We start from the raw sequence: 11,999 nt of genomic DNA on the forward strand, positions 1-11,999 counted from the left end.
GTAAACGAAAAAAGAAACCAGCGGATGGCGCTGGTTTCTTCACTTTAGCGCTTTTTTCTATTTCAACATAGGTTTAAGGAAGCGCGCGGTATGTGAACCTTCGACCTGGGCCACATCTTCCGGGGTACCTTCGGCAATAATTTCGCCGCCGCCCTGACCACCTTCCGGACCGAGATCGACGATCCAGTCGGCAGTCTTAATCACATCAAGGTTGTGTTCGATCACCACCACGGTGTTGCCGTTATCGCGCAGGCGGTGCAGGACATCGAGCAGTTGCTGGATATCGTGGAAGTGCAGACCTGTGGTTGGTTCATCGAGAATATATAAGGTTTTGCCGGTATCGCGTTTCGACAGCTCACGCGCCAGTTTGACCCGTTGCGCTTCACCGCCGGACAAGGTCGTCGCAGCCTGGCCAAGACGAATGTAAGACAAGCCGACATCGATCAGAGTCTGCAGTTTACGCGCAATGACTGGCACAGGTTCGAAGAAAGCTCGCGCGTCTTCAACCGTCATCTCCAGCACTTCATCAATGGTTTTACCTTTGTAGCGCACTTCCAGGGTTTCGCGGTTGTAGCGTTTACCTTTACAGATATCACACGGTACATACACGTCCGGCAGGAAGTGCATTTCAACCTTGATCACGCCATCGCCCTGACACGCTTCACAGCGTCCGCCCCGGACGTTAAAGCTGAAACGGCCCGGTTTATAGCCGCGGGAGCGCGACTCCTGAGTACCGGCAAACAGCTCACGAATCGGGGTGAAGATACCGGTGTAGGTCGCCGGGTTAGAGCGTGGCGTACGGCCAATCGGGCTCTGATCGATATCGATCACCTTATCAAAGTGCTCCAGACCCTGAATCGATTTGTACGGTGCCGGTTTGGAGGTGGTGGCGCCGTTCAGGGCGATGTGGGCGATATTAAAAAAGGTGTCATTGATCAGGGTCGACTTGCCGGATCCGGATACACCCGTAATACAGCTGAACAGACCCACCGGCAGCGACAGGTTAACGTCTTTGAGGTTGTTACCGGAGGCGCCGATCAGCTCAACGGTCTTTTTCGGATCACGTGCAACCCGCTTGGCCGGCACTTGAATCGCTTTGCTGCCACTCAGATACTGACCGGTCAGAGAGTCCGGGTTGGCAATGATTTCATGCACTGTGCCTTCGGCAACCACAGCGCCGCCATGGACACCGGCGCCCGGGCCGATATCAATCACATGGTCGGCAAGACGGATGGCATCTTCATCGTGTTCGACCACCAGGACAGTATTGCCCAGATCGCGCAGATGAGTCAGGGTGCTGAGCAGGCGTTCATTATCACGCTGGTGGAGGCCGATAGACGGTTCATCCAGCACGTACATCACGCCGACTAGTCCGGCACCAATCTGGCTGGCCAGACGGATGCGTTGTGCTTCACCGCCGGACAAGGTTTCGGCGCTGCGCGATAAATTGAGGTAGTTGAGGCCGACGTTGACCAAAAAATGCAGCCGGTCATTGATCTCTTTCATCACTTTCTCGGCGATTTGGGCGCGCTGGCCTTCCAGCTGCAGCGACTGGAAAAACTGCAGCGCGTCAGCAATGCTCAGTTCAACAATCTGCGGCAGGGTGGTGTCGTTGACGAACACATTACGTGCTTCCAGCCGCAGCCGGGTACCGTCACAACTGGCACAGGATTTGGTGGAAATATATTTCACCAGCTCTTCGCGTACTGAGTTGGATTCGGTATCGCGGTAACGACGTTCCAGCGTATTGAGAATGCCCTCAAACGGATGACGTTTGACCCGGATATCTCCGCGGTCATTGATGTAGTTGAATTCGATTTCGGTGCGGCCGGAGCCATTCAGGAGCACGTCCTGGATCTTTTTCGGCAATTGTTTAAACGGTGCCTGCAGGTCGAAATCATAATGCTTGGCCAGTGAGGTCAGCATCTGGAAGTAGTAGAAATTCTTCTGATCCCAGCCGCGAATCGCGCCCTGGGCCAGACTCAGAGTGTCATCCTGGATCACGCGCTGCGGATCGAAATACTGCTGTACGCCAAGACCGTCACAGGTCGGACAGGCACCGGCCGGGTTGTTGAATGAGAACAGGCGCGGCTCCAGTTCACGCATGCTGTAGCCACAGTGCGGACAGGCAAAGTTGGCGGAGAAGACGTGCTCCTCCCCGTCACCGTCCATCGGCGCGACCACCACAATACCGCCGGACAGCTCGAGCGCGGTTTCAAACGATTCTGCCAGACGCTGCTGCAGATCGCTGCGAACTTTGAAACGATCCACCACTACTTCAATGGTGTGCTTTTTATGCAGTTCCAGCGGCGGCGGATCGGACAGATCACAGGTTTCGCCATCGATACGGGCGCGGATAAAGCCCTGAGCAGCCAGATTTTCCAGCGTTTTAACGTGCTCACCTTTCCGCTCTTTGATGATCGGTGCCAGCAGCATCATCTTGGCGCCTTCCGGCATCTCCAGCACTTTATCGACCATCTGACTGATGGTCTGAGCGGCCAGCGGTACATGGTGATCCGGACAACGCGGCTCACCGACGCGGGCATAGAGCAGACGCAGGTAGTCATAGACTTCGGTAATGGTGCCCACGGTTGAACGCGGGTTGTGAGAAGTCGATTTTTGTTCGATAGAAATGGCCGGAGACAGACCTTCAATGTGGTCGACGTCGGGTTTTTCCATCAAAGAGAGAAACTGACGGGCATAGGCCGACAGGGATTCAACGTAACGACGCTGCCCCTCAGCATACAAGGTGTCAAAGGCCAGCGATGATTTACCCGAACCGGACAGGCCGGTGATGACAATCAGTTTGTCACGCGGAATGGTCAGGTTGATATTCTTCAGATTGTGGGTACGGGCACCACGAACTTCGATTTTATCCATCAGTTTTCTCTATGTCATACCAAGTCGGACAAGTATTACATAGAGTGACAAGTGTGCAAATGATTACTGGATAAAAAAACAGTTAAAAAAGCCATCCCGGAGGATGGCTTGCAGAATCAGTACTGGTGCAGAAATTACGATTTCTGGGTTGAGTGCTTGTCGAGCTCAACCTTTTGCTGATCTTTCTGGTACAGGTTTTCGAAACAGTAGTTGGTGGCTTCAATGTAGCCTTCAACGCTGCCGCAGTCGAAACGCTTGCCTTTGAATTTGTAAGCCAGGACACAGCCCGCTTTGGCTTGTTTCAGCAGTGCGTCGGTGATTTGGATTTCACCGCCTTTGCCCGGTTCGGTATTTTCGATCAGTTCAAAAATATCCGGAGTCAGAATGTAGCGGCCGATGATCGCCAGGTTGCTTGGTGCAGTGCCAGGTTCTGGTTTTTCCACCATGTCGTCAACGCGGAACAGATCGTCTTTGATCATCTCGCCTGAGATCACACCGTATTTGTGGGTCTCATCCTGCGGTACTTCCTGTACGGCGACGATAGAGCAGCGGAACTGTTTATACAGTGCGACCATCTGGGCCAGAACACCTTGCTGTTCATTGACACACAGGTCATCAGCCAGCACAACGGCAAACGGTTCATCACCCACCAGTTCACGGCCGGTCAGAATCGCGTGACCCAGACCTTTCATCTCGCGTTGACGGATGTAAGTGAACTGCGCGGTATCGATGATCGAACGGATATCAACCAGCAGTTTTTCCTTGTTGGTGCCGCTGATCTGATGTTCCAGCTCGTAGTTCATATCAAAGTGGTCCATGATCGAGTGCTTGCCTCGTCCGGTCACAATGCACATACCAGTCATACCCGCCTGGATGGCCTCTTCAACACCGTATTCAATCAGAGGTTTGTTAACCACTGGCATCATCTCTTTTGGCATTGATTTTGTTGCCGGTAAGAAGCGGGTGCCGTAGCCAGCTGCCGGGAAAAGGCATTTGTTGATCATAAGTTTAAAGCCCTATTTTTCTTTGATTCTGTATAGTTGGAAGCCAATTTGGCCACGACTTTACCATGTTCTGGGGCGTGACTTCAGCACATTCTCTGTCCCGGACCAGAAAATGTGCTGCTCACCTCAGTTATGAGAACAGATTCTGGTTGGCCCAGGCGACTGCCTGAGTACGGTTTTTGACCGCAATCTTTTTAAAGATCTGATACAGATGCGATTTGACCGTGAATTCACTGATGAACAGGCTTTCCGCCATTCTGAGGTTGGACTCGCCGGTCTGCAGGCAACGCAGTATTTCCAGTTCGCGCGTGGTCAGGTTGAGGCTGGCCTGGGTGTTGTGATGCTGACAGACGTGACGAAAATGGTGCAGCAACTGACTGCTGACATGGCGCGGCAGGCGATTATAGCCATTAATGATTTCCGCCAGATTGTCGGCAATCAGTTCAGGCGTGTCATGCCGATAAAACAACCCCTTAAGATGGCCGAATGAGAGCAAATCTTCAGTGCGCAGCCGGCGGTTGACATTAAACAGTATGGTTTCCAGATTGATATTGGTCAGCCGCAACGGGCTCAGGCGCTGGCGAAGTTCCTGGTGTTGGTCATAATTAAATAACAGAATTTTATGTTTGTCGGTTTTGTATTCGTGCAGGAGCTGTTCAGGTTCGATATTGGGTACGTCTACTGGCAGACGTAATAATGCCTCTTGCAGCGAGGGGGCTGGTGGCTGGTTTTGATCCGGACACAGCAGGTAAATCGTGCGGGTGTAATTGGTGCGTGACATGACAGTTCTCCTTTCCATCTGTGGGGTTGAAAGCTGTAACATGCCGAAATTAACCGACAGAGGCGAATGCAAAATCAGGCTTTGCGTGAGAATTCAATTCTTCAGGTAAATGAGTAGCTTATCAGGGTTAAAAAGCTCGAAGTGCGCCGAAGAAATTGTGCTTGAAGGATGGATTTTTACGACGGGAGAGAGAACTATCCGGTGGATGATTGGTAGTCGATGCAAAGCATGTTATCCTTGCCGACTATTTCAGAAATACACCGAATTTAAATACGGAGCAGAACATGGCAAGCCGTGGCGTGAATAAAGTAATTTTGGTTGGTAACCTGGGTGGCGATCCTGAAGTTCGCTACATGCCTAGTGGTGGTGCAGTAGCAAACATCACAGTTGCTACGTCAGAAACATGGCGTGACAAAGCGACTGGTGAACAGCGCGAGAAAACCGAATGGCACCGTGTTGCTCTGTTCGGCAAACTGGCAGAAGTGGCTGGTGAATACCTGCGTAAAGGTTCACAGGTTTATATTGAAGGCCAGCTGCAGACTCGTAAATGGCAGGATCAGTCAGGTCAGGACCGTTACACCACTGAAATCGTTGTTCAGGGTTATAATGGTATCATGCAGATGCTGGGTGGCCGTCAGCAAGGCGGTATGCAGCAACAAGGTGGTGGCATGAACCCGTCATCACAGCAACAGGGCGGTTGGGGACAGCCTCAGCAACCAGCAATGCAGCAGCGCCAGCCACAACAACAGCAGCAGGCACCGCAGCAGTCGCAGCCACAGTACAATGAGCCACCAATGGATTTTGATGACGACATCCCATTCTAAGAGCTTCGAGATATAAAAAAGCCGCGAATTTCGCGGCTTTTTTATATAGTTAACTCATCGATACTCAAATTGTGGCTTAAGGAACAGCATCCTGCCCAACTGAGTGCTCCGCTGATATCGCGCAACCCGGTATTGAGGCGGGGGCAGAACATCGATTATCAGGCAGTAAACCCGTCCGCGTATTGACGGCGAGCATCGGATTGACAGAGTCCACCGCCAGACGGGACACCAGAATAAGCATGCCTTATCGGCTCACAAAGCTTTATTGATCAGCTCCGCTGGTCGCTTTGAGTCAATAAGGTCACCGGGATCCTGAGTGACAAAATGCTTAAATGCCCGTTGAGTTTGTTGCCTCAACCGATGAATAGGAAGGGAATTCAGTTTCATGCGGTATACACCGACGCTTAAATTGAGTACGCGTTTAGTTGCGTTCGTTACGTTAATTGTTATCAGTGCGATGTTCATTCTGTTCATCGGCGGCACTTTATCGTTTCAACGTATGGGGCAGGAGTACCTTAATCACTACCTGCACGGCATCGTTGAGGTGGTGGACAAAGAATTAGAAGATCCGGACGCGGCATACTCCATGCAGCGCTGGATGCCCAAAATGCTGCAGGCCTCCAACATCGTGGAGATGCAGCTCTCGTCGCCGGTCGGCACTATCTACCGTTTTAAAGACACCTCATCAAAGACCGATCCCGCTCGCCTGTACGATACAGATATCGCTTTAGCGCGTAATCAGGGCTATTCGATTCATTTCAAAATAGTCCCGCCATATCTCGGTTATGGTTATTCCATGGGCGCCATGGGTTCGATCACCCTGGCGGTGATGTTAATCGTGTTCTGCCTGGTGCGCGGAGTGAAGTGGCTCAAAGAGCAGTTGCACGGCTCAGAGCTGCTTGAAGAGCGCGGGCGGATGATTCTGGCCGGCCGGGTTGAGCAATATGCCAAGGGTGATGAGCGTGAGTGGCCGTATACCGCCAGCGAAGCGCTGGATGTCCTGATTGAAGAGCTGCAGGATGCGCGTCAGGAAACGCAGCCGTTTTGATACCTTTATCCGCAGCCAGACGTTTCTGGATCAGCTGACCGGCGCGGCCAACCGGATTCTGTTCGACAGTAAGCTGGAATCCACCATGCTGGAAAGCGGCGCTCATGGCGGCGTGATTATGATTCGTATGGAAGAGCTCGATGCCGCGCGGGAAGAGCAGGATAAACGCACCATTGATGATTTTGTGGTTGAGGTCGGAGAGTGTATCTCCAACGTCATTGCCCGTTATCCGGAAGTGATTCTTTCCCGCTATTACGATGCGGTGTTTGCCATTTTCATGCCGAATCAGAGCTCGAAGGATGTCGCACATGTGGCGACCCAATGTCTCAAATTAATTGAACGCATCACACCGCCAAGACCGATGGATCACGATAACTGGTTCCATATCGGGGTCAGTATGTATCAGGAAGGTGAGCGACGTGGGCGGATTATTGATGAAGCGGAAACGGCACTGCGCAGCGCCCAGTTGCAGGGCAGTAATGCCTGGAGCCGGTTTAAAAAAGTGGCCAAAGCAGATGATGAACGTGGTAGCGTGCGCTGGAGAACTCTGTTTGACCAATGCTTAACTCCCGAAAAAATCAGGCTTTTCCGTCAACCATGTTATTTATCTGCTGCGGCTAATGGACTAACATTAGTTCATAATGAGTTATTTGTACGGATTGATGATCCTGAGCAGGGGCTGCTGAAGGCCTCCCGCTTCAGCGCCGCACTGGAAACGGTTGGCTATGAAATGGTACTGGATCGCGCCGTATTCAGCCGCGTGCTGCAATTACTCAAGCAAGCCGAGTGGGAGGATGAGACCTTCTCACTCAATATGCATGTGGTGCCGTTTGCCGATAAGCGCTATCTGCGCTGGTTCCGCAATGAGCTGATGCAGTTGCCACACAGCCTGCGCTCGCGTCTGTCGTTCGAATTTGCTGAAGGCCATCTGGTGCAGCATCTCGATTACATGCGTCCGGTGATGCGGATGATGGCCGGAATGGGGTGTGAGCTGGTGGTTGGTCAGGCCGGGCGGACTATTGTCGCCACTCATTACATTAAAGATTTAAAAATTAAGTATTTGAAACTACATCGCAGCCTGATTAAGAACATCGATCAGCGCCATGAAAATCAGCTGTTTGTGCGCAGTATGATCGGGGTGTGCAGCGGCACGGAAACCAAAGTGATTGCGGTCGGGGTTGAGAGTGAATCCGAATGGCAGATGTTGTTGTCGCTTGGTGTTGATGGCGGGCAGGGGCGCCTGTTTGCCGAAGAGCAGGATTTGATTCCTGCGCCAGCACCGCCTGTCACCGCACTGAAAAGTTTGGTCAAACCCGGACGCCGTAACCGCTGGCGAACAAAGTGAAATAATCTATGACATTGGATGATGTGATCAAGAAACTGACCTGCAAGACCAGCCAGAAGCGCACCATCAGCGCTGTGGTGCAGCCGGATGCAATTTATTTTGCCTCTGCGGCTGTGTCTGCCTTGCCGGAACGCAGCACACTTGACGGTCATAGCTGGCAACAAGCGCTGTGCGCTGCGGTGCGCAAAGCCGGCCTCAAAGGGGTCACCCTGGATGTGGTGCTGCACTCCCAGCTTTATCAGAGCTATCAGATTGATCAGCCGGCCGTACCGCGTGAAGAGTGGTCTGCGGCTCTGCCTTTCCTGCTCAAAGATTTGATCAGTGAGAAAGTGACCGAGGTGGTTGCTGATGCTCACCCGCTGACCGGCAGTAACAAGGTCCAGACTTATGTCATGGCGAAAGCGCCGATCCTCGAGTTGGCGGACAGCCTGGAAAAGCTCGATTGCCATCTGGGGCGCATGGTTCCCGAGCAGGAAGTCTGGGCGCATTGTCTGCCCGAACAGCCGCATTTTTTGTTGTTGCAGCGCAGTCAGGGCGGTCACTTTAAGCTGGATGCATTCGTTGACAGGCAGTGTAATTTCCAGCGGACGTTGCGCGGTATTGTCGCGCCGATAACCGGTATGGCCAGCTCGATGCTGCAACTGGACGGACTGGCTCTGGAGCTGCAACGTTCGATTGATTATCTCTCTTCCCAGCTAAAAGGCATTCCCCTGCATCAGCTGCATATCTGCTGTGATGGCGAAGATCATGCAGAGTTGATTAGTGGCTTGAACGAGCGTTTGAACGTTAAGGTATTCACTCTCTCCGATAATGAACCCCAGGAGTTATCCGGTCAGTTGCTGGCGCGCTATTGTCGCTATCTGCCTGATTCAGCGGTGAATTTCTATCAGCAGCAGCTCAAGCCGAAAAAAGAACATTTCACTCTGGCTAATGTTTGCCTCGCCTGGAGCGGGGTTGCGGTGATCATGCTGGCTGTGGCCGTTATGTATCACTTCCGTTTGTCTGCTCTGGATCAGCAGGTTGCGCAGGCCAAAACGCTTGCAGCGCAGCGGGACCAACAGATCAGCACCTTGAAACAGCAGGTCGCCCGGCATCAGCCCTCGGCAGAGAAGCTGGCTGCTGTCGCCCGGCTCAAAAAAGAGATTGACGCTAAACAGATGTCACTGGCTGCGATCAATCAGTTTGACCACTCCCAGCAGGTGGGGTATTCCGGGGTGATGAATGCCCTGGCCAAACTGGCCCGCAGAGACATTTCATTGCGTCAGATTGATATGACGCCGCAGCGCTTCGATATTGAAGGACTGGCCCGTGATGCCGAAGTGGTACCGAGCTGGATTGCCGAGTTTCAGAGTGAATTGCATCTGACCGGACGCAGTTTTGACCGCTTGGTGATTGGCCGCAATGACGATGATGTGATTACCTTTGAACTGAAAACGCAGCAGGGAGCTAAGTGATGAAGCAACGCTGGATTGCCTGGAACGATGCTTTTGCTGTCCGCTCGGCGCGCGAAAAATGGCTGATTGCCGTGTGTGGTTTAGTCGCGGTTGCCTTACTGCTGCAGACCTGGCTGCTGGATCCTGTCCTGGCACGCTATCAGCAGCAAAGCAGCCAACTGGCTAGCCTGAATGCTGCAAATGGCAGCAAAGTGATGACGATTAAGCAGTTTGAAGTCGCGCTCAGCAAAAATCCCGATGCGGATGTCGATAAGCAGCTCGCCAGCTTGCAAGCGCAGAGTCAGGAGCTGTCGATGACGTTGGCCGAACTGACGTCGACTCTGGTTTCGCCGACTCAAATGGCACAATTGCTGCAAAGCGTTTTAGATCGCAGCAGCAAGCTCAAATTGATTAGCCTGACGTCACTGCCGGCTGAGCCGATGAAAACCGGTCAAGCGCAGCAGGAGCAGGAAAGTACCACCTATTATGTCCATCCGGTACGCCTTGAGCTGACGGGGAGCTATTTTGCTATCCGTGATTATCTGCTGGCGCTGGAGAGTCTGCCGGTCAAATACTATTGGCGCAGTTTTCACTACGCGGTGGAAGAATATCCGCAGGCACGCCTGATTGTGCAGGTTTATACCCTGGGTTCACGTCAGGAGTTTATTGGTGGCTAATATGGTAATTCGCGGGCTGACAACAATCGTCAGACAAACTTGTATGCTGCTGGGTGGCAGTCTTCTGGCCAGTACGTTGGCATTCGCCAGCACAGATCCGACCGCGCCGCTTGGCTTTAGCCCGGCGGCTAAAGCCAGTGCGCCGGCCAAAACGGTGTTACCTGAACTGCACAGCATTTTGTGCAGCCAGACCTGCAACGCCATCGTGAACGATCAGGTGGTGCAGCGCGGCGATAAAGTTGATGGTTATCTGGTCGCGGCTGTGACTGAATCTATGGTCAGGCTCACGCGTGGCGGACAGCATTGGGAACTCACGCTGTTTTCCCTTGATATCAAACAATAAGGTAGAAGATTACTTATGCGTAAAGTGGTTATCGGTGTCATGATCGCGGCCTTAATGGGGTGTTCGATGGGACATCGGGATCCGGTCGAGGTAAAGAAGTCACTTGACCAGTCGATCCAGGACTCAAACAGCCGTAATCTGGAGCAGTTGCCCGCTTCGGTTGAAGCCGATCTGATGCCTGATTTGCATGAGACGGAAACCGGTGCTGCGCGTAATCTCAAACGCTTTCGCATTCAGGCCAAAGATGTGGATGCCAAGGCCTTTTTTGCCAGCTTGGTACAAAATACCGGCTACAGTGTGGCTATCCACCCTGCGGTTGAAGGCCAAATCACGGTCAATCTGAGCGACGTTACTCTGGATGAAGCCCTGGATGTGGTACGCAACCTGTACGGTTATGACATCGAAACCGAGGGGAAAGTGGTTCAGGTTTATCCGGCGGGTCTGCGCACCGTGACCATTCCGGTCGACTATCTGCAGTTTAAGCGCAGCGGCCGTTCGTTAACCTCCATTACCACCGGTACCATTACTAACACAGATACTGATTCAAACAGCAGTAGCAGCAGTTCGTCGACCAGCAGTACGTCGAACTCATCTAACCGCAACAACAATAGCAGCAACAGTACTTCTGCGCGTGGCGGGACAGAAATCGAAACCACCAGTGAAAGTGATTTCTGGCCGCAGCTGGAAACCGCCGTTGGCCGCCTGATTGGCAGCGGGCGTGGTCAGAGTGTGGTGGTGACGCCACAAGCGGGTGTGATCACTCTGCGCGCCTATCCGGATGAAATCCGTGAAGTGCGCCGTTTTCTTGATGTGTCGCAGCAGCGTATGCAGCGCCAGGTAGTGCTGGAAGCTAAGATCCTGGAAGTGACCCTGACCGACAGTTATCAGCAGGGCATCAACTGGTCAAATATGTCGCTTGGTAACGGCGATGTGGTGATTAACCGGGTGGGTACGGGCAGTTCTACCCTGCCGGGGCTGGATGCGATTGGCACCTTGCTCGGCGGCCAGACCAATATCACCATTTCAGATGGCAGTTTCAGCTCCGTGCTTAACTTTATGGCCACTCAGGGCGATCTGAATGTGCTGTCCAGCCCGCGCGTGACGGCAGCCAATAACCAGAAAGCGGTGATCAAGGTCGGCAGTGATGAATACTATGTGACCGATCTGACCAGCGTGGTCGGCTCGGGCGACGATACGGTCGCGGCACCGAATGTTGAACTGACGCCGTTCTTCTCCGGTATCTCACTCGATGTGACGCCGCAGATTGACGATAAAGGCAATGTACTGTTGCACGTGCACCCGTCCGTGATTGAGGTTGAGCAGCAGGATAAAGAGATCACTTACAACAACAGCTCCTTTACCCTGCCACTGGCGCGCAGTTCGATTCGTGAATCGGATTCGGTGATTCGTGCTCAGGATGGTGATGTGGTGGTGATTGGCGGTCTGATGAAAACCGATACCAGTAACAGCGTGTCGAAAGTGCCGTTTTTGGGCGATATTCCTGCTCTGGGCCACCTGTTCCGCAGCACCACTCAGACCAAGGAAAAGACCGAGCTGGTCATCCTGCTGAAGCCGACTGTCGTCGGGGTGAACACCTGGCATAAAGAGCTGGAACGTTCGCGCGATCTGCTGCAGGAATGGTTCCCGGACGCTGAGTAACGGTT

At 52.8% G+C, this 11,999-nt stretch carries 8 protein-coding genes and 1 pseudogene; 6 read left to right on the forward strand and 3 right to left on the reverse strand.

Features of this window, described 5'->3' with window-relative positions; translation table 11 throughout:
* Window positions 1–57: 57 nt before the first annotated feature.
* The 3 genes from uvrA to ABDK09_08960 all read right to left on the reverse strand — a co-directional run bounded on the left by uvrA (window position 58) and on the right by ABDK09_08960 (window position 4,665).
* Window positions 58–2,880: an excinuclease ABC subunit UvrA gene (gene uvrA / locus ABDK09_08950; GenBank protein ID XAW89752.1), complete on the reverse strand. Its 2,823-nt coding sequence runs from the start codon at window positions 2,878–2,880 to the stop codon at window positions 58–60.
* Window positions 2,881–3,014: 134 nt separating this feature from the next.
* Window positions 3,015–3,884 (reverse strand): UTP--glucose-1-phosphate uridylyltransferase GalU, encoded by an 870-nt coding sequence (gene galU / locus ABDK09_08955; protein XAW89753.1) that lies wholly within the window; start codon window positions 3,882–3,884, stop codon window positions 3,015–3,017.
* Window positions 3,885–4,014: 130 nt separating this feature from the next.
* The gene (locus ABDK09_08960) at window positions 4,015–4,665 is read right to left on the reverse strand and encodes a LuxR C-terminal-related transcriptional regulator (protein XAW89754.1); all 651 of its coding nucleotides are present in this window, start codon (window positions 4,663–4,665) and stop codon (window positions 4,015–4,017) included.
* A 284-nt stretch (window positions 4,666–4,949) separates the two neighbouring features.
* Between ABDK09_08960 and ABDK09_08965 the strand changes: the two genes are divergently transcribed.
* From ABDK09_08965 to mshL, 6 genes and pseudogenes are all read left to right on the forward strand, one after another.
* Window positions 4,950–5,489, forward strand: a complete 540-nt coding sequence (locus tag ABDK09_08965) for a single-stranded DNA-binding protein (protein XAW89755.1) — start codon at window positions 4,950–4,952, stop codon at window positions 5,487–5,489.
* 385 nt (window positions 5,490–5,874) lie between these two features.
* Window positions 5,875–7,882 (forward strand): annotated as a pseudogene (gene csrD, locus ABDK09_08970) (RNase E specificity factor CsrD).
* 8 nt (window positions 7,883–7,890) lie between these two features.
* Window positions 7,891–9,336, forward strand: a complete 1,446-nt coding sequence (locus ABDK09_08975; protein ID XAW89756.1) for an MSHA biogenesis protein MshI — start codon at window positions 7,891–7,893, stop codon at window positions 9,334–9,336.
* Window positions 9,336–9,992, forward strand: a complete 657-nt coding sequence (pilO, locus tag ABDK09_08980) for a type 4a pilus biogenesis protein PilO (protein XAW89757.1) — start codon at window positions 9,336–9,338, stop codon at window positions 9,990–9,992. Before ABDK09_08975 ends, pilO begins: the two co-directional genes overlap by 1 nt.
* Window position 9,993: 1 nt before the next feature.
* On the forward strand, window positions 9,994–10,335 hold the full coding sequence (locus ABDK09_08985) for an MSHA biogenesis protein MshK (GenBank protein XAW90705.1): 342 nt from the start codon (window positions 9,994–9,996) through the stop codon (window positions 10,333–10,335).
* Window positions 10,336–10,350: 15 nt separating this feature from the next.
* Window positions 10,351–11,994 (forward strand): pilus (MSHA type) biogenesis protein MshL, encoded by a 1,644-nt coding sequence (gene mshL / locus ABDK09_08990; GenBank protein XAW89758.1) that lies wholly within the window; start codon window positions 10,351–10,353, stop codon window positions 11,992–11,994.
* Window positions 11,995–11,999: the final 5 nt, after the last annotated feature.

This window comes from Vibrio sp. CDRSL-10 TSBA (assembly GCA_039696685.1).
Taxonomy (GTDB): domain Bacteria; phylum Pseudomonadota; class Gammaproteobacteria; order Enterobacterales; family Vibrionaceae; genus Vibrio.

Coding starts and splice junctions, on each gene's coding strand:
- ABDK09_08965 (XAW89755.1), top strand. CDS start 4,950: ATGGCAAGCCGTGGCGTGAATAAAGTAATTTTGGTTGGTAACCTGGGT.
- galU (XAW89753.1), bottom strand. CDS start 3,884: ATGATCAACAAATGCCTTTTCCCGGCAGCTGGCTACGGCACCCGCTTC.
- ABDK09_08960 (XAW89754.1), bottom strand. CDS start 4,665: ATGTCACGCACCAATTACACCCGCACGATTTACCTGCTGTGTCCGGAT.
- mshL (XAW89758.1), top strand. CDS start 10,351: ATGCGTAAAGTGGTTATCGGTGTCATGATCGCGGCCTTAATGGGGTGT.
- ABDK09_08985 (XAW90705.1), top strand. CDS start 9,994: ATGGTAATTCGCGGGCTGACAACAATCGTCAGACAAACTTGTATGCTG.
- uvrA (XAW89752.1), bottom strand. CDS start 2,880: ATGGATAAAATCGAAGTTCGTGGTGCCCGTACCCACAATCTGAAGAAT.
- ABDK09_08975 (XAW89756.1), top strand. CDS start 7,891: ATGACATTGGATGATGTGATCAAGAAACTGACCTGCAAGACCAGCCAG.
- pilO (XAW89757.1), top strand. CDS start 9,336: ATGAAGCAACGCTGGATTGCCTGGAACGATGCTTTTGCTGTCCGCTCG.